This is a genomic window from Shewanella sp. P1-14-1, from assembly GCF_001401775.1.
GTDB classification, from domain to species: domain Bacteria; phylum Pseudomonadota; class Gammaproteobacteria; order Enterobacterales; family Shewanellaceae; genus Shewanella; species Shewanella japonica.
Genome location: NZ_LKTL01000003.1, coordinates 147,591 through 166,754 on the forward strand (window position 1 = coordinate 147,591; position 19,164 = coordinate 166,754).

Here is a 19,164-nt window from a genome sequence, read left to right on the forward strand (position 1 = left end):
ATCAGCAAAACTTGCCGAGTGTATTTGTTTTAGAACGTTTTGCCAATATTGAACGAAAAGATCTCAGTTTCATCATCTTCGTATTCTTTAATCGGCCAAGCCAAGCTAAACACCATAGGTCCCATCGGCGATAGCCACTGAACACTCATACCCCAAGAGGCACGTATTCTGCTTGGGTCACTATAATCTTCCAATTTATCAAACTCATCGGCTGGAAGATATCTATACGAGTCATAATCGAACTCGGTATCCCATACGTTACCTGCATCAACGAAGAAGCTGGTACGTACTGAATTTGAATAAGCTTCATCCAAGAATGGAGTCGGCACAATCATTTCCATACTGGCAGTCGCAATTGCGTTACCACCAATCGATCTTCCTGAGCTCACTTGTACTCTATTTGGCTCACCCGGTAATGAACAGCTGTCACCAGAAGGATCTGGAGAACATGGTTCGCTACCACGGTATAAATAGAATGAACGTGGACCAACAGAGTTTGACTGGAAACCACGTAATGAGCTACTACCACCTGAATAGTAGTTTTCCCAGAAAGGAAGAATTTGGTCATTATCATTAAACTGGCCATAACCATTAGCATAACCCAAACGTGCACGGGTCAATAATACAAAGCTATGATTACGAGTTAATGGGAAATAGAAGTTAGTATCCAAATCTGTCTTAAAATACTGTAAATCAGAACCTGGAATGGTCGCTTTAGCGCTAAAGCGCTGTGATGAACCGTCGGTTGGGAAAGTACCACGGTTTAATGTACTGCGGCTCCAACCACCATTAAGCTCAAAGTTATCAAAACTTAAATCAGCATTAGGATCATCTGACTCACGATAAACATTATAGAAACGTAATGCTTGTTCATAAGCAGAAATTTCTGAAATTTGGTTATGACGGTAACCAATACCACCGTTTAAACGGTTGTATTCGTTAATCGGGAAACCTGAATTTAATGCAATACCATAAGATTTGTTTTTATAGCGCTCAAGGTTAGCCTCGTTCGCATCAAACTCATTCCAATAAATGCTACCACCTAAACTCACGCCATCTTTAGTAAAGTATGGGTCAGTGTAAGAGAAGTTTACATTCTTAGAGTATTTGTTGGTGTTTAAGCTGACGCCAGCTTGGTTACCTGTACCTAAGAAGTTACTTTGCTGAACACCAAACTGAAGGCTCAGACCAGATTCAGTACCGTAACCAACACCAGCGTTAAATGAGCCCGATGGTTGCTCTTTAACGTTAAATGCGACATCGACAAGATCATCACTTCCAGGCACCTGAACAGTCTCTGTATCAACGGTCTCAAAGTAACCTAGACGGTTAAGACGTGCTTTTGATTGTTCAACTTGTGCAGAGTTTAACCATGCACCTTCCATTTGACGTAATTCACGACGCATTACTTCATCTTTTGTCACTGTATTACCAGTGAAATTAACCGAGCGAACGTAGACACGTTTACCAGGGTTAACATTGATGTTTAGCGCAACTTCTTTAGATTCGTCATCAATTTCAGGGTAGGTTTTCACTTCTGGATAAGCATAACCAAATCGGCCAAGGTATTTGCTGTACATTTCTTCGGTGAACGTAACATCGCCACCGTTGTAAGTATCACCTTCTTTAATCGGCAAAATCGCTTTCATTAACTTTTCACGGCCCATTAGCTCACCGGTTAAGTTAACTTCAGAAACCTGATACTTCTCACCTTCATCAACATTGATGGTGATATACAATCCTTTTCTGTCAGGTGTCATCGCAACTTGTGTCGAAGTCACCTCAAAACGAATGTAACCTTGGTTATGATAGTAGGTTTTTACCGTTTCTAAATCTGCTTGTAGTTTTTGCTTTTGGTATCGACGTTCGCCGAATAAATCCCACCAAGCAACATAGTCTTTAAGCTCTAATAAACCGATCAATTCTGCATCTGAGAACACGCTGTTACCAACCACGTTGATTTGGCGAATTTCAGCCGCAAGACCTTCAGTGAAGTTAAACTTCAGCTCAACACGGTTACGTGGTAAGTTAATGACTTCAGCTTCTACTTTTGCGCCATATTTACCGACACCGTAGTAGAAGTCTTGTAAGCCTTTTTCAATCCCCGATAACATGGTTCTATCGAGAGACTCACCTATTTTAATACCTGAGCCATCTAAACTTTCTTGAAGCTGCTCATCTTTAATGTCTTTATTACCTTCAAAGGTCACGGCACTAATTGTCGCACGCTCTTTGACTGTAACGATTAACACCCCATCTTCATGAGCAACGTTAATCGTTTCAAAGTTAGTTGAGGCGTACAAGCTTTTAATCGCTTGCTGTAATTTAATTTGATCTACAGTATCGCCCACTTTAACGGGGAGACTAAGCAAGGCGGCACCAAGTGCAACTCGCTGTAAACCATCAATCTGGATGTCGGTCACTTCAAATGGTTGGAAAGTATCAGCCACACCATTGCCTGAAAATGACGCACCGACTAAAATCATCGAGGCAAAAAGTTTATTAAATCTCATAGAGCACTTCTAATTATTTGTGTTCCCTGCTCAGAGTCTGGAAAAATCATTGAAGATGGCAATGCTCATCAACAACAGCAGCATAACTGCACCAAACCTGAATCCTATGTCCTGAACCTTTTCTGGTACAGGCTTACCCGTAATCACTTCGATAAAGTAATACAGCAAGTGTCCCCCATCGAGTACTGGCAAAGGCATTAAATTAATAATCCCTAAGTTCACACTGATGAGTGCGATAAACCCAAGAAAATACACTAATCCATAGTCTGCGCTGGTGCCAGCACCTTGAGCTATTGATATAGGTCCACTCAGGTTTTTCACCGACACATCGCCGGTAAATAATTTTCCAATCATCTTAAAGCTGACAACAACCAGTTGCCAGGTTTTATCTGCAGCTGCAGCAAAGGAATCTACTATGCCATACTCAAGCTGGAAGCGCATACTTTCAGGCCAATCAATTTGAGTTGGGCTTACACCAACAATGCCAATGGTTTCTCCGTTTGCATTTGTTTGTGCTTGCGGAGTGACAATGATAGTTAATTGCTTATTGTTACGTGCGATGGTCAGGTTAACGTCTTTGTTTGCAGACGTTTGTATCACATCAACAAAATCATTCCAATCTTGATAAGGTTGACCATTTACCTTGAGTATTTCGTCACCCAACTGTAAACCAGCGATTTCGGCAGCACTACCGTTGGTTACAAGCGCAATCACAGGCTTAATTCCTGGGCGATATATTCCTAGACCCATAGCCCCAATAGGTGACTCTTTGTCTGGATCAAATTGCCAATCACGGATATCTAGTGTGTAAGTTTTTTCCGATGTTGTTGTCGAAGATAAAGGAACTAAGCTAATGTCCAGTTCTTTACCGCCAATATGGCCAACTAAAGCAAGGTTAACTTCCTCCCAGTTTCTAACTTTCTGGCCAGAAACTGCCACAATTTGCATCGGTTCTTTTAGCTCAATTTGAGCGGCTGGAGTATTTGCTCTTGTTGTATCAATAACAGGTTTTAGTGAAGGGACCCCAATAAGATACATTAAATAAAGTGCCACAATAGCAAATAAAAAGTTTGCAATCGGTCCTGCGGACACAACCGCAATCCGTTGCCAAACGGTTTTACGATTAAATGCCTGATCTTTTAACTCTTCAGGCACATCCTCAACTCGCTCATCGAGCATTTTGACGTAACCACCTAAAGGGATCATGGCAACGACATACTCAGTGCCATCTTGACCCACTTTACGCCAAATGGCTTTACCAAAACCAATAGAAAAACGTTCTACTTTGATGCCACAACGACGTGCAACCCAAAAATGTCCGTATTCATGTGCAGTAATCAAAATACCCAGTGCGACAATAAATGACCCCAGGTTCCATAAAAAATCTAACATTGTTCTCCTACGAACTAGTTAATCGATTTGATTGCTTCTTTTGCGATTATACGAGCTTGCCCGTCTAACGCCATAATATCTTCAATCGTACCTAATGCTGAATGTGATACCCGTTCTAAACAGGACTCATTAACACGAGCGATATCAGTAAACTTAATCTTTTCATTTAAAAAAGCATCAACAGCAATTTCGTTTGCTGCATTGAGTACAGTTGTAGCCTCTTGACCTTGTTCACATGCTTTCATCGCAAGAGCTAAACAAGGGAAACGTTGGTAGTCAGGTTCACAAAAGCTTAATTCTCGGACTTTGAAAAAATCCAAAGGTTCAACTCCAGCGTAAATTCTTTCTGGAAAAGACATACAATGCGCAATAGGAGTGCGCATATCAGGGTTACCCATTTGTGCAATCACTGAACCATCTTTGTATTGCACCATGGAGTGAATCACGCTTTGAGGGTGAATCACCACTTTCAATTGCTCTTTATTGGTATTAAAAAGCCAGCGCGCTTCAATAAATTCGAGCCCTTTATTCATCATGGTGGCTGAATCAACAGAAATCTTAGGTCCCATAGACCAATTAGGATGATTACATGCTTGTGTTGGTGTCATTGCACTTAAAGCGGCAATATCTGAAGTCAGAAATGGTCCACCAGAACCCGTTAATAAGATATGGGAAATACCAGATGCCGTTAAATCACAGGTTCCGAGATTTGCTTGAATATCGGCAGGGAGGCATTGAAAAATTGCGTTATGCTCACTATCGACTGGCAGTAGCGTCGCATTATTTTCACGGGCAGCCTTCATAAAAAGTTCACCAGACATCACCAGTGACTCTTTATTAGCTAATAGCACCCTTTTGCCCGCTTTAACCGCAGCGTAAGTTGACATTAACCCCGCTGCGCCAACAATTGCTGCCATCACGGTATCTACTTGAGTGGCTGTAACAAGACTTTCAAGTTCATCGGCGCCTGTGGTGACATCAATATTGAGGTTCGCTGGTATCGCTTCTTTAAGCGCTTGCGCCGCAGTTGAATCCACCATATGCGCGACACGAGGTTTATGCTTCAGACACAATTGAAGCATCTTTTCTACACTGGCATTGGCAACTAAACCATAAACGCAGTATTGCTCTGGATTATGCTCGATAACACTTAGCGTACTGCTTCCGATAGAGCCCGTGGCTCCAAGGATGACCATATTTTGCATGGTTGATTAAATCCAGAATGCGAGATAAATGAAAGTAAAAACAGGTAATGCTGCAGTCAGACTGTCCATTCTATCTAATACACCACCGTGACCCGGTAAGATTTTTCCTGAGTCTTTTATATTAGCTGCTCGTTTAAACATACTTTCAGACAGGTCACCAAATGCTGAAGCTATTGCCGTAATTAAGGTAACCGCAATGACAAGCCCAAGCTCTTGTTCTGGTGAGTAATACATAACACCTGCCACAACCGCCATAGTCGCAACTAAACCACCACCAAGGCCTTCTAAAGTCTTATTAGGGCTCACTTTCGGCATCAATTTATGCTTGCCTAATGAACGACCAGCAAAATAAGCTCCTGTATCAGCTGCCCAAACAATTAGCATGACTAAAAAGACTAAAGTACCACCAAAGTAAGGATCAACATTAGCACTGATTGACTTGAGGGTGATAAGTGAGACAAAACAGGGAATTAACGTTAACTGTCCAAACATTGATTTTAACATCGGACTGGCTTGCCAAATGCTGCCACTTTTAGGATAAGTAAACACTAACAAGGTGCTAATTACCCACCAAAAAAGGCCAATTGAAATGACGGCTAAAAAGATAGGATGAACTTGGCCTTTCAGCCATAATGCCTCAACTGGAACAAATATATTAAGTGCAATAAGAATTAACGAAACCGTGACGGTAAACGTCCATTGAGTGACTGTACATTGTGGGTCAATAAAACTCCCCCACTCTTTTGCTCCAATCATAAAAACAGGCACGAGTGCCCAAGCAAAATATTCTGCTGGTAAAAAGAAAATGGCACCTATCACTAATGGAAGGAGCCATAGTACAGTCATAATTCGTTGTTTTAACAAAGCAAAAGCCTCTTAAATTTTTTATACAGCTCGTATTTCTTCAATTTGACTGCCAGTCAAACCAAATCGACGCTGCCTACTGGCAAAAACGGCAAGTGCATCTTTAAAAGCTTGCTCGTTGAAGTCTGGCCACAAAGTCTCAGTAAAGACCAATTCTGCATATGCAGCCTGCCATAAAATAAAATTACTGATACGGTAATCACCGCCAGTTCGTATCATTAAATCTACTTCGTGCTGTTCACTCATACACAGTTGTTGATTTAACGACTCTTCTGTCAATTCACTTGACTCAATCTCGCCTTGGGCAACTTTATCTGCAAGCTTTTGAGCTGCTTGTAAAATATCCCAACGGCCACCGTAGTTAGCTGCAACATTAAGCACTAATCCGGTATTTTCTGCAGTGTGTTGTTGTGCTTTTTCAATCTGTTTTTGTAAACGTGCAGAAAAACGACTGGTATCACCAATGATATTTAATCTTACATGGTTATTATGCAGTAGTTTAATTTCTCTTTGTAATACTGAGAAAAACAACTCCATTAGTAAACTGACTTCTTTATCTGGCCTGCGCCAGTTTTCACTTGAAAATGCAAATAAGGTCAGTGACTCAATGCCTAGTTGGCTCGCGACACTCACAGCTCGGCGTACAGCTTTTACACCAGCCTTATGACCAAACACCCTTGGTTTTCCTTGCTGCTGAGCCCAGCGGCCATTACCGTCCATAATAATAGCGACATGCTTAGGTAGCGACTGCTTTACTGCTTCAGATAATTGCCCTGGCAATTGTTCTGATGACGCAATATCAGCACTCGACTTTGTTTCTGGCTCATATCCAACAGTGGATGACATCTATTACAACCCTTTCAAATAGACAAACGCCGTGTAGTATAACCTTACACGGCGCTTTAACTCTAGCTTTGCTAGGTTGAGAATTAGACTTCCATCAATTCTTTTTCTTTAGCAGCTAAAATTCCATCAATATTCTTGATGCTTGCATCAGTGAACTTTTGGATTTCATCTTCGCTACGGCGAACGTCATCTTCAGTACACTCTTTGGCTTTCTCAAGCTTTTTAACTTCACTGATAGCATCACGACGTACATTACGTACTGCAACACGACCATTTTCAGCTTCGCCACGTACGACTTTGATGAAGTCTTTACGACGTTCTTCAGTCAGTGCAGGTAATGGAATACGCATTGCGTTACCAGCAGTCATTGGGTTTAGACCTAAGTCTGAACTCATGATCGCTTTCTCAACAGCTTGAACCATAGTGGCATCAAAAACAGTTACATTTAATGTGCGAGAATCTTCAATACCAATGTTTGCCACTTGCTTAAGTGGTGTCATTGCACCGTAATATGACACTTGAATTGAATCAAGTAGGCTTGGGTGAGCACGACCAGTACGTACCTTAGCCATTTGGTTTTTAGTAGCTTCAACACATTTTGTCATGCGCTCTTGAGCATCTTCTTTAATTGTATCAATCACGATAAATATCCTTTTGGTCACAAATACTTATTACTTAAGCGATAATCTGAGAATGGCACATAGTCGTTGCTATGTCGATATTCGCTCATTGGTATACATTTAGTTTAAACAAATAACCTTTATGAGATTATTTCGTTTTAATATGCGTACCTTCATCTTCACCCATGATAACACGGCGTAAAGCACCCGGTTTATTCATGTTGAAAACTAAAATAGGCATATCGTGGTCACGGGCTAACGTAAATGCCGCTAAGTCCATTACCTTGAATTCATTTTCTAATACTTCGTCATAGGTCAAAGTATCATATTTAACTGCGTCAGGATCTTTCATTGGATCAGCAGAATAAACACCATCAACTTTTGTGCCTTTAAGTACAACTTCTGCTTCAATTTCGATACCGCGTAAACAGGCTGCTGAATCAGTTGTACAAAATGGGTTACCTGTACCAGCTGCAAAAATAACAACTCGGCCAGATTTTAATAAACTAATTGCCTCTGCCCAGTTATAGTCATCACAAACACCTTTTAAAGGAATTGCAGACATTAAACGTGCGTTGACATAGGCACGGTGCAGTGCATCACGCATCGCTAGGCCGTTCATCACAGTTGCAAGCATCCCCATATGGTCACCGACAACACGATTCATTCCAGCTTGCGCTAAGCCTTCACCACGGAATAGATTACCACCACCAATAACAACACCAACTTGAATACCTAACTCAACCAACTCTTTCACTTCTTGAGCCATACGGTCTAAAACTTTAGGGTCAATGCCGAAGCCTTCTTCGCCCATTAACGCTTCGCCGCTTAGTTTTAAAAGAACGCGTCTAAATGCAGGTTTTGGATTGGTGCTCATAATTTTTTCCTGATTATAACAAAACCGCAGCGGTTGCTGCGGCTTTAGGGGATGAAGAGATAATTACTTATGCTTTTTTAGTAGCAGCAATTTGTGCAGCAACTTCTGCAGCGAAATCTTCTTCTTTCTTCTCGATGCCTTCACCAACTTCTAAACGGATGAAGTTAGAAACAGTAGCGCCTTTCTCTTTCAGAATGTCGCCAACAGTTTTCTTTGGCTCCATGATGTAAGCTTGGCCAGTAAGAGAGATCTCACCAGTAAACTTCTTCATGCGACCGATAACCATTTTCTCAGCGATTTCTTGAGGCTTACCTTCGTTCATCGCGATTTCAACTTGAAGTGCTTGCTCACGAGCAACAACATCAGCTGGAACGTCAGTTGGGTTAACGAATTCAGGCTTAGAAGCAGCAACATGCATTGCAATGTGCTTTAATGTTTCTTCGTCAGCTTCACCAGAAACAACAACGCCGATACGGTCGCCGTGACGGTAAGAAGATTGAGAAGCACCATCGATGTATTCAACACGACGAACATTGATGTTCTCACCGATTTTAGCTACTAGCGCAACACGAGTTTCTTCGAATTGTGCTTTAAGATCTTCAATAGTTACTTTAGAAGCAGCTGCAACAGCTAATACTTCGTTAGCGAATGCTAAGAAGTTTGCATCTTTAGCAACGAAGTCAGTTTGACAGTTAACTTCTAATAAAGCTGTGTAACCTTCACCTGCTTGAATAAGGATAGTACCTTCAGCAGCGATGTTACCTGCTTTTTTAGCAGCCTTAGCAGCACCACTTTTACGCATGTTATCGATAGCTAGCTCGATATCACCGTTAGTTTCAGTTAGTGCTTTCTTACAATCCATCATGCCAGCGCCAGTGCGGTCACGAAGTTCTTTAACTTGGGCAGCAGTAATTGCCATTGTTAAATCCTCTATTTTAAATTCGTCTAATATTGCATTTAAAAACAGGGGCCCATAAGGCCCCTGTTCACCAATTAACTATTGGTACATAAGGGGGATGGTAACCATCACACCTTATTAAACAGTTTCTACGAAACCGTCTTGCTCAGCTTGAACAGCTAAATCTTGACCGCGGCCTGAGTTAGCAGCTGCAGCAACAGAAGTAGTGTACAAACGGATAGAACGCATAGCATCATCGTTACCAGGAACGATGTAGTTAACGCCGTCTGGAGCAGAGTTAGTATCAACAACAGCAACAACTGGGATACCTAGGTTGTTAGCTTCTTTAATAGCAATATGCTCATGGTCAGCACCGATAACGAATAATACGTCAGGTAAACCGCCCATGTTTTTGATACCGCCTAAAGATTTTTCTAACTTCTCTAGCTCGCGAGTACGCATTAACGCTTCTTTCTTAGTAAGCTTGTCGAAAGTACCGTCAACTGACTGGCTTTCTAGCTCTTTAAGACGCTTGATTGACTGACGAACAGTTTTCCAGTTAGTTAACATACCGCCTAACCAGCGGTGATCAACGTAGTACTGGTCACAAGAGATTGCAGCTTCTTTGATAGCTTCGCCAGCAGCGCGCTTAGTACCAACAAAAAGGATTTTACCTTTTTTAGAAGCAACGTTGCTAATGAACGCTAATGCTTCGTTGAACATTGGCACAGTGTGCTCAAGGTTGATGATGTGAACACCATTACGTGCACCGAAGATGAAAGGCTTCATCTTAGGATTCCAGTAACGAGTTTGGTGACCGAAGTGAACACCAGCTTGAAGCATGTCGCGCATTGAAACAGTAGTCATTTTATATACCTTAATTTGGGGGGTTAGACCTCCACGAATCCCATACCTTCGACTCTTGCTTGCTAAAATAGCGCACTAAGAGCACCCCGAAGAATGTGTCGATACGTGTGTGATTTAGTATTTAGTTAAATTGCCATCTATAACATGTATAATGGCCGCCATATTTTACGCTTAGTGAAGCAGTAAGTGAAGAAAGTATTTATACTTAATTCAAATGACTCGTTCATTAAGACTTAAACATAACGGCGCGCTTTATACCATAACTGGGTAAAAAGCACAAATTTTGACAAATTTATTTACGCCTTTTTTGACCGATACAAGGGTAAGAGAATATTCATGAGCATAGTCATCAAGACAGCAGAACAAATCGAAAAAATGCGTGCTGCGGGTAAATTAGCAGCAGAAGTACTGGAAATGATTGCACCTCACGTCAAGGTCGGTGTGACCACAGATGAACTCAATGATATCTGCGCTAAATACACCGAAGAACATGGCGCGATTTCAGCACCATTAAATTACCATGGTTTCCCCAAATCAATTTGTACTTCAGTCAATGAAGTCGTTTGTCATGGCATTCCAAGCGGTTACCAACTCAAGAATGGCGACATTCTAAATATCGATATCACTGTCATTAAAGATGGTTTCCATGGTGACACATCAAAAATGTTTTTAATTGGCGATGTTAGCCCGAAAGACAGACGTCTTGCTCGTATCGCTCAAGAAAGCTTATATCTTGCGATTAAAAAAGTACGCCCTGGTGTTAAATTAGGTGAAATTGGTACTGCAATAGAAAAATTCATCAAAGCAAGTAAATCAGGCTTGGACAAATACTCAATTGTGCAAGATTATTGTGGTCATGGAATTGGTGAAGGCTTCCATGAAGAACCTCAAGTGGTTCACTACAAAAACAATGACAATACTGTATTAAAAGCCGGCATGTGTTTCACAATTGAGCCAATGATTAATGCAGGACGTTATACAACTGTTTTAGATAAAGAAGATAACTGGACAGTCACCACGTCAGATGGTAAAAAATCAGCTCAATGGGAACATACCTTACTCGTTACAGAAACTGGTGTTGAGGTATTAACCTTACGTGGCGAAGAAGACTTCCCAAGAACGATATAACTTAAACACTCAATAAGGACATCAATGAACACAGCGCTGGTAGCAAAAAACACCCTCATCGAATTCAACCAGCGCTTATTGGAGCAATTTACTGCTAAACAGCCAATTACGGACTTAGTTCAGCAGCGCTGCCAATTTGTTGATGCTCTTTTACTCGACAGCTGGCAAAAGTTTGGTTTAGACCAAGCATCTATTTGCTTAATCGCTGTGGGCGGTTATGGACGAGGAGAACTGCATCCGCATTCAGATATCGACCTATTACTGCTATCCCAATCTGATGAAACCAGTCAGCAAGCCAAAGATGCCATTAGTCAGTTCATCACTTACCTGTGGGACTCTGGGTTAGAAATTGGCCATAGTGTTCGCACTATTGCAGATACACTTTCTCAAGGTGCTCAAGACATCACTATTGCCACCAATCTGTTGGAAGCAAGGTTATTAATGGGTGATAGCGGTTTATACGACGAATTATACGATGCTATCCGCCAGCCTGACTTCTGGCCTTCGCAAACATTCTTTTTAGGCAAAAAAGAAGAACAAGATCTGCGCCACGAAAAAGCCAACGCTTTTGATTTAGAACCTAACATCAAATCTTGCCCTGGCGGTTTAAGAGATATTCAAACCATTGCTTGGGTAGCGATGCGTCATTTTGATGCCGCCTCATTACAAGATTTAGTTGAGCATGATTTCCTAACTCCTGTTGAATTAACTGAGCTGCTCGAATGTCGTGATTTTTTATGGCAACTACGCTTTGCTCTACATATGACGTCGGGTAGAAATGAAAACAGGCTGCTATTTGATTTACAACGCCAAGTAGCGACAGCAATGGGTTATGAAGATGCCACTCAACTGGCTGTTGAGCAAATGATGAAGCGTTACTATCGCACGGTTAGACGTGTGATGGAGCTGAATGAAATGCTGTTGCAATTGTTTAAACGGGCAACACTTAATCAAACGACGTCATTAACGATATACCCTATCAATAATCAATTTCAGCGCCGCGGCCGTTATATTGAAGTTTTGGATGAAAGTGTATTTGAAAACCAGCCAGAACAAATTCTTAATCTCTTTTTACAAGTGGCACGTAACTCTAATATTCAACGAATATACGCCCCGACGTTGCGCCTTTTAAGGCAAGCAAGGCGTAAACTCACAGGTCCTTTGCAAGATAATCCTGAATGCCGCAAGTATTTCATGGCAATATTAAAGCATCCTCGTGGAATTGCCGCCTTGTCATTAATGCATAAGCATGGGATTTTATCTTCTTACTTACCTGCGTGGCGCAAAATTGAAGGCCAAATGCAGTTTGATTTGTTCCATGCATACACTGTTGATGAACATACACATCGATTGCTGCTGAATATCGACCGATTTGCCCAAGCAGATCAGAAAGATGAGTTTCCACTCGGGGCGATTTTGATCAACCAATTACCAAAAAAAGGGTTATTGGTGCTAGGCGCAATCTTTCATGATATCGCTAAAGGCCGTGGCGGAGACCACAGTAAACTCGGCGCGACTGATGCACTTGATTTTTGTAAGTTACATGGATTAAGCGATCATGACGGACGGCTCGTGGCTTGGTTGGTCGAAAATCACTTGGTGATGTCGGTAACAGCGCAGCGTCGTGATATTTCTGATCCTGATGTTGTCGCCACTTTTGCTGATAGAGTGCAAGATGCCGTGCATCTCAGTTATTTGTACTGTCTAACTGTGGCAGACATATGCGCGACTAATCACAAAGCATGGAATAACTGGAAAGGTTCATTACTGCGAGACTTATATTTTTCAACTCAAAGGGTGCTGTCGCGCGGTAAAGAGAAACCTATTGATGTTGCTGATCGCGTATTAGAAATCCAACAAAAAGCGCAAAAAGAACTACTTAGACGTGGCCTTAAACAAAAAAGCATCAACGAGCTGTGGCTGCGCTTTAAAGACGATTACTTTTTACGCCATCAGCCTAATCAAGTCTCGTGGCACACAGAAGCCTTGCTCAAGCATGACAAGCAAAAGCCATTAGTGCTTATTTCAAAGCATACGACTCGTGGCGGCAGCGAGCTATTTGTTTATGCTAAAGACAAGCCAAAGTTATTCGCCACGGTGATGACAGTATTAGACAATAAAAATATTAATGTTCATGATGCAAATGTCATGACATCAAATGATGATTACGCCCTAGATACCTTTGTTATCTTAGAGCAAGATGGCGAACCCATCACTCAGCTCTCGCGAATTCAATCGATTAAAAAGTCGCTTGAAAAAGCATTAGCGAGCCAAAAACCTAAACCACCTAAATTTAGGAAAATGGCCCGTATCATGAAACCTTTTAACGTTCGTACACAAGTGAGTTTCTTGCCAGGTGCAAAGCATGATACAAGTATGATGGAGCTTATTGCATTGGATAGCCCGGGATTACTGGCCAAAGTCGGTGATGTATTATATCGCTGCGATACCACGTTATTATCAGCTAAAATCACCACTATTGGCGAACGAGCTGAAGACTTCTTCATTCTGCAAACTTCAGATGGACAAGCGTTAAATGAAGAACAACAAACACAATTATCCGAAGCGCTTTCAGGAGCGCTTTCTCAACCTTTACATCAATAAACACAATTTGGGAGATAGTAATGGAGGCATTACGCCAACGCATAGAAGCTGCATTTGAGGCTCGTCAGGACATCACACCTAGCACAGTTGAGCCAAGTGTTCGTGCAGATATCGAAACTGTCATTAGCATGCTTGATAAAGGCCAAGCTCGTGTTGCAGAGAAGATTGATGGCGAATGGCACGTACACCAATGGTTAAAGAAAGCAGTACTACTTTCTTTCCGTATCTTTGACAACGAAGTGGTTGAAGGTGGTGACACTAAGTACTTTGATAAAGTACCGCAAAAGTTCTCTGATTACACAGCTGAAAGATTTAAAGAAGAAGCAATCCGTGTTGTACCACCTGCAACGGTACGTAAAGGTTCATTCATCGGAAAGAACACCGTACTCATGCCATCTTACGTAAACCTAGGTGCTTATGTGGATGAAGGCACTATGGTAGATACTTGGGCTACAGTTGGTTCTTGTGCACAGATTGGTAAGAATGTGCATTTATCTGGTGGTGTCGGCATTGGTGGTGTACTTGAGCCATTACAAGCCGGCCCGACCATTATTGAAGATAACTGTTTTATCGGCGCACGCAGTGAAATTGTTGAAGGCGTTGTTGTTGAAGAAGGCAGCGTAATTTCAATGGGTGTTTACATTGGTCAAAGTACCCGTATTTTTGACCGTGAAACTGGTGAAGTACATTACGGTCGCGTACCAGCAGGCTCTGTAGTGGTTTCAGGTAACCTACCTTCTAAATGTGGCACTTACAGCTTATATGCGGCAATCATCGTTAAGAAAGTCGATGCTAAAACCCGCGGAAAAGTCGGTATTAACGAGTTATTACGTATCGTTGATTAATATTAATCATCTGATAAATGATTCAAAAAAGGCCTCGTAATGAGGCCTTTTTTATAAACTTAACATTTTACTGTGACTATTTGCAGTAACAAAATACAAGCATAGTTAGAACACCACTGTCTTATTGCCATACACCACAACTTGCTCATCTAGTACCAATTGTAAGGCTTTACTCAAAACGCTTTTTTCAACATCTCTGCCATTATGCGCCAATTCTTCTGCACTAAAGCTATGATCAACATTAATCACATCCTGCTTAATAATCGGCCCTTCATCTAAACAGTTATTCACAAAGTGCGCAGTTGCGCCAATAATTTTTACCCCCCTCTCCCATGCTTGTCGATATGGTGATGCACCGATAAAGGCTGGCAAAAATGAATGGTGAATATTAATAATCGTGTTTGGATAATGAGCAACAAACTCTGGCGTCAAAATACGCATAAATTTTGCTAATACAATATAATCAGGCGAGTACTGCTTAATGATTTCTAAAATGGCCATTTCGTGTTGTTGTCTATCAATCCCTTGATGGCAAACATGATGAAACGGGATATCAAACTTCTCAGTTAATGCTTGCAGGTTATCGTAATTACCAATAACTGCAGCAATTTCCACATCAAGGCCGCCATAATAGGACTTCATTAAAATATCACCTAAACAGTGCGCTTCCTTGGTCACTAAGATCACGATGCGCTTACGACCAGCATCTACCAATTTCATATGATTTTGCTCAGGCAGCACCTGCCTAAGATCGGCTAGCAAAGCATCATCATCAATATGACCTTCAAGCACAGTACGCATAAAAAAGCGTCCTTGTTGATGGTCTACAAACTCGGTGTTTTTAACAATATTTAGGTGGTGGGCAAAACATACCCCGGTAATTTTGGCAATCAAGCCTTGTGCATCTTCACAATCAGTAATAAGAATTTTACGATCTACACTTAATGCAGGGGTATCAGATTGGTTTTTTTTCATAACTACACGACTCACATCAATTTTTGCCAATAGGCCTTTCAAACTAAATTAATTCATTAATAACACAGCTAGGGCAAGCACAAGATAAGAACATCAATATTTATGGGTAATTTGATAAATAAGGTAAGCCATATACAGAATCTTTAATTTAAAGGAGGAATAATTATGAATTGTTTATCTTATACGCTCTAGAGATGACCAATAATACAGCTCACTTAGAAGATAATCCAGCCTTATGAAATATAAGCCAGAGCAAGCATTACTGCCTTGTATCCAAGTACCTTTGTAGTAACTTGCGTAAACTTTCTGCTTTTGTGCCAAAAACGACCTGCACGCCCTTACCTACTTTAATCACTCCCTTAGCACCTAATCTCATTAAACGTGGCTTATCAACTAATTTAGGATCAACTACAGCTATTCTTAGGCGGGTTAAACAAGCATTAAGCTCAATGATATTTTCAGGACCACCCAATGCACTGACCATTGCACGTAAACTTTCTTTATTTCCGGTATCTTCTGCTGCTATTCGCCCTGGAGTTTTCAAGTTAAACGCAACAATACTGACCCTAAATATCAAATAATAGATAAACGCCGTTAATGGGCCTAAAAACCAAAACCAACTGGTATTACTTGATTGTGCAAATAACACGCTAAAGTCAATCAAGCCATGAGAAAACACCACACTGTGGTTGATATCAAGCAAGATGCAAATCGCATAAGCCGCACCAGTTAATAACGCATGAATAATAAATAACAGCGGCGCGACAAACATAAAAGCAAATTCAATAGGCTCAGTGATACCAGTCAGCCAGCAAGTTGCCGCAGCAGAAAGCATAATTCCTGCAACCCGATTTTGTTCGGATTTATCAGCGCAGCGCCAAATCGCAAGCGCTGCGGCAGGTAATCCCCACATTTTAATCAAGTAGCCTCCCGCTAGATTTCCCGCTAAAGGGTCGCCAGCAAGATAACGTGCTATCTCACCTCTAACCATTTTACCTTCATGAAAGTACTGACCCACTTCAAGATAAAATGGGGCATTCCAAATGTGATGAAGCCCCAGCGGAATCAAAAAACGTTCTATCGTGCCGTAAACGGCAAAAGCTAATGCAGGATCTTGATAAACGGCCCATAGTGATAAGCTATCTATCTGATAAGCGAGCGTTGGCCATATGTGAGCCAACAAAAATGCCAATGCCATTGCAAAAGGAATAATCAGCAAACCGGCACTTCGCTGGCCTTCAAAAAATGAAAACATCGCAGGCAATTTGACATCTTGGCTCATTCTCACCACAAAACATGTCATCGCCCCCACAAAAATACCGCCAGCAATACCTGTATCTATGGTGTCAATTCCCCATAAAGGTCGAGCAGGCAATTGATAAATTGCAGTAAATGCCCCCATTGACGAGATAAAAACACCAAAGCCAAACACCGCCACAAAAGCCGCTATACCTTGGTCTTTACAAAAGCCAATGGCAATTGCTACCGCAAATAACAATGGCATCATGGTGAAGATTAAATTACCAACAGCTGAAAATACCGTCGCAAGTTCTTGAGGAATAAAAGGAAGTGGATTATATGACAAGCCCAACATCACACCAGCAGCAGGTAAAATGGCAATAGGAATGAGCAGCGCCTGACTGAGGCGCTGGGCAAATTTAAACCACTGCTGACTTAATCGTCTTATTGATTGAGAGACTGAGCGGCTGAGTGCCATGTTGGTATCCATTGCACCGCGTCAGTTTCTGGCTCCATGGTTTCACATGCATCAATATCTAAACGCGCTGTTAGCGGTTTGGCGCCAAGTTCTGCAAATAATTCATCGAATTGTTTAGCCGCGCCACAGAAAGTCTCGTAACTTGAATCACCTAAACCAATAATGCTGTAACGTAAACCAGGAAGATAAGGCGCTGCGGACTTCATTTCAGCAAACCAAGGCGCAATATCATCAGGTAAATCACCTTGACCTGTAGTTGAAGTAACTATGATTAATAGTTCATCTTCCTTAGGCACAAATCCCGTTAAATCAGATGATTGAATAAGGTTAGTTTCAAAATCAAGTTCAGCAATTTTGCTTGCCAGTGTTTCAGCAACAAACTGAGCACTGCCATATACGGTGCCAAACACTAAATTAACTTTTTCCATGTTATACTTCTCTTCAAGTTAACTAACTTCTATTATTCACTTAGCTAGCGGCTAAGACATGAGGTTGATAACTTCACCATACTGTATTCTCACGCTAAGCTGCAAGTATGAAATACAAACAAAAGTAATAACTTACATATACCTTAAGGTTACTGTTATGCGTCAAGCCAACAGGCACAGATTGTTTAAGCTGCAACATAAGTCCGCTCACATTAGGCGTAACTTCTATTTTCGGTCTGAGCAACAAGATACCAGTAAGCCACTTGAGAAGATTGAAGAGTTTGAAAAGCTTAAATCAGTTTTACTTGAGCATACCAAAGCACCTTTTAAAGCCAGTTAACGCAGACTCTTAAGCGCTAAACCCGTATCGAGAATGGTTATATTAAGTACATAAAAGATACGTATGCTGTGAGCGGAAAGATAATGTAACGCATTAGAAAGAGATACTGCATTGAGTATCTCTTTGATATTTCTAATCTAAGCCTAAACCAAGCCTTATTAAGCCCACACCAAGCCTTTATATTGACTAGAGCCAATTAAGCTATGTCTAGGGGAGTATCAATATCCAAATGTTCTTGCCAACCAAATTGGTCAAATAAAGTTGACCATTCCTGCTCAAGCTCTGTTTCAATATGCATTAACTCGTTGGTCACCGGGTGAGTAAACTGCAGCGACTTAGCAATTAACCAAAGTCGGTTAATTTCAAAGTGGCTTCTAAAAAACTTATTTTGTTTGCCATCGCCATGAGTCGTATCACCGATAATGGGGTGACGCAAATGAGCCATATGGCGGCGCAATTGATGCTTTCGACCAGTTTGAGGCGTTAATTTAATCAAACAAAAACGGCTGGTAGGATAGCGGCCAGAGCTAAAAGGGATCTCAGCATTTAATAACGGCTCATAGTCTGTAACAGCATCTTGGGCAGGTTTATCTTTACGGGCTTTTTTATCCGCGACATCATCCAGCTCAACCTTAAGGGCATAATCTAGTCTCGCTGCTTCATGCATATTGCCACGCACTAATGCTAAATATTGTTTCTTCACATGATGTTGTTCAAATTGCTCACACAAGGCCCGTGCTACTTCACTATTTTTGGCAAACAACAGCACACCAGATGTCGGCCTATCGAGCCTATGTACCGGAAAAACATGACAACCGACGAGATCTCGAGTAAGTTGCATCGCAAAAAATCGCTCTTTTCTTGCCAAGTAAGAGCGGTGAACTAATAAACCTGCAGGCTTATGAATCGCAACGATATGCTCATCTTGAAATAATATTTCCAATTCTGGCGCGACTTCATCATTCTCAGCGTCTTCAGCAAAATCAATATCGGTGCCAATATATTCATCATCAGCAAACGGGCTTATGTATTTTTCTTCAGTCAT

Annotated in this window: 17 protein-coding genes; 4 read left to right on the forward strand and 13 right to left on the reverse strand. The window is 41.3% G+C overall.

The window, feature by feature from the left end; translation table 11 throughout:
* Positions 1-29 precede the first annotated feature (29 nt).
* From bamA to rpsB, 9 genes are all read right to left on the reverse strand, one after another.
* Positions 30-2,513: an outer membrane protein assembly factor BamA gene (gene bamA / locus AN944_RS02890; RefSeq protein WP_055023080.1), complete on the reverse strand. Its 2,484-nt coding sequence runs from the start codon at positions 2,511-2,513 to the stop codon at positions 30-32.
* Between the two features lie 30 nt (positions 2,514-2,543).
* Positions 2,544-3,905, reverse strand: a complete 1,362-nt coding sequence (gene rseP / locus AN944_RS02895; protein ID WP_055023081.1) for a sigma E protease regulator RseP — start codon at positions 3,903-3,905, stop codon at positions 2,544-2,546.
* A 14-nt stretch (positions 3,906-3,919) separates the two neighbouring features.
* Positions 3,920-5,110, reverse strand: a complete 1,191-nt coding sequence (ispC, locus tag AN944_RS02900; protein WP_055023082.1) for a 1-deoxy-D-xylulose-5-phosphate reductoisomerase — start codon at positions 5,108-5,110, stop codon at positions 3,920-3,922.
* A gap of 6 nt (positions 5,111-5,116) precedes the next feature.
* The gene (locus AN944_RS02905; RefSeq protein ID WP_055023083.1) at positions 5,117-5,974 is read right to left on the reverse strand and encodes a phosphatidate cytidylyltransferase; all 858 of its coding nucleotides are present in this window, start codon (positions 5,972-5,974) and stop codon (positions 5,117-5,119) included.
* Positions 5,975-5,995: 21 nt separating this feature from the next.
* The gene (locus AN944_RS02910; RefSeq protein WP_055023084.1) at positions 5,996-6,820 is read right to left on the reverse strand and encodes an isoprenyl transferase; all 825 of its coding nucleotides are present in this window, start codon (positions 6,818-6,820) and stop codon (positions 5,996-5,998) included.
* Between the two features lie 83 nt (positions 6,821-6,903).
* Positions 6,904-7,461: a ribosome recycling factor gene (gene frr / locus AN944_RS02915; RefSeq protein WP_055023085.1), complete on the reverse strand. Its 558-nt coding sequence runs from the start codon at positions 7,459-7,461 to the stop codon at positions 6,904-6,906.
* A 127-nt stretch (positions 7,462-7,588) separates the two neighbouring features.
* Positions 7,589-8,317 carry a UMP kinase gene (gene pyrH / locus AN944_RS02920; protein WP_055023086.1) on the reverse strand — a complete coding sequence of 243 codons (729 nt, stop codon included), beginning with the start codon at positions 8,315-8,317 and terminating at the stop codon, positions 7,589-7,591.
* Between the two features lie 67 nt (positions 8,318-8,384).
* Entirely contained in the window at positions 8,385-9,236 is an 852-nt protein-coding gene (gene tsf / locus AN944_RS02925) for a translation elongation factor Ts (protein WP_055023087.1), read from the reverse strand.
* Between the two features lie 117 nt (positions 9,237-9,353).
* Complete coding sequence (gene rpsB / locus AN944_RS02930; RefSeq protein WP_055023088.1) at positions 9,354-10,082, reverse strand: 30S ribosomal protein S2; 729 nt, start codon at positions 10,080-10,082, stop codon at positions 9,354-9,356.
* Between the two features lie 336 nt (positions 10,083-10,418).
* Here rpsB and map point away from each other — a divergent pair, with 336 nt between their 5' ends.
* From map to dapD, 3 genes are read left to right on the forward strand one after another with little or no spacing between them, the layout of a single operon-like run.
* The gene (gene map / locus AN944_RS02935) at positions 10,419-11,210 is read left to right on the forward strand and encodes a type I methionyl aminopeptidase (protein WP_055023089.1); all 792 of its coding nucleotides are present in this window, start codon (positions 10,419-10,421) and stop codon (positions 11,208-11,210) included.
* Positions 11,211-11,234: 24 nt separating this feature from the next.
* Positions 11,235-13,814 carry a bifunctional uridylyltransferase/uridylyl-removing protein GlnD gene (gene glnD, locus AN944_RS02940; RefSeq protein ID WP_055023090.1) on the forward strand — a complete coding sequence of 860 codons (2,580 nt, stop codon included), beginning with the start codon at positions 11,235-11,237 and terminating at the stop codon, positions 13,812-13,814.
* A gap of 20 nt (positions 13,815-13,834) precedes the next feature.
* Complete coding sequence (gene dapD / locus AN944_RS02945; protein WP_055023091.1) at positions 13,835-14,659, forward strand: 2,3,4,5-tetrahydropyridine-2,6-dicarboxylate N-succinyltransferase; 825 nt, start codon at positions 13,835-13,837, stop codon at positions 14,657-14,659.
* Positions 14,660-14,764: 105 nt separating this feature from the next.
* Here dapD and purU read toward each other — a convergent pair whose 3' ends face one another.
* The 3 genes from purU to AN944_RS02960 all read right to left on the reverse strand — a co-directional run bounded on the left by purU (position 14,765) and on the right by AN944_RS02960 (position 17,779).
* Positions 14,765-15,634, reverse strand: a complete 870-nt coding sequence (gene purU, locus AN944_RS02950) for a formyltetrahydrofolate deformylase (RefSeq protein ID WP_055023182.1) — start codon at positions 15,632-15,634, stop codon at positions 14,765-14,767.
* A 259-nt stretch (positions 15,635-15,893) separates the two neighbouring features.
* Positions 15,894-17,351, reverse strand: a complete 1,458-nt coding sequence (locus tag AN944_RS02955; RefSeq protein WP_055023092.1) for a PTS transporter subunit EIIC — start codon at positions 17,349-17,351, stop codon at positions 15,894-15,896.
* Complete coding sequence (locus AN944_RS02960; RefSeq protein ID WP_055023093.1) at positions 17,318-17,779, reverse strand: flavodoxin; 462 nt, start codon at positions 17,777-17,779, stop codon at positions 17,318-17,320. Before AN944_RS02960 ends, AN944_RS02955 begins: the two co-directional genes overlap by 34 nt.
* 157 nt (positions 17,780-17,936) lie before the next feature.
* Here AN944_RS02960 and AN944_RS02965 point away from each other — a divergent pair, with 157 nt between their 5' ends.
* Positions 17,937-18,119, forward strand: coding sequence for a hypothetical protein (locus AN944_RS02965; protein WP_055023094.1), 183 nt, complete (start codon positions 17,937-17,939; stop codon positions 18,117-18,119).
* A 196-nt stretch (positions 18,120-18,315) separates the two neighbouring features.
* On the opposite strand, the gene truC is transcribed toward AN944_RS02965, so the two are convergent.
* On the reverse strand, positions 18,316-19,164 hold the full coding sequence (truC, locus tag AN944_RS02970; protein WP_055023095.1) for a tRNA pseudouridine(65) synthase TruC: 849 nt from the start codon (positions 19,162-19,164) through the stop codon (positions 18,316-18,318).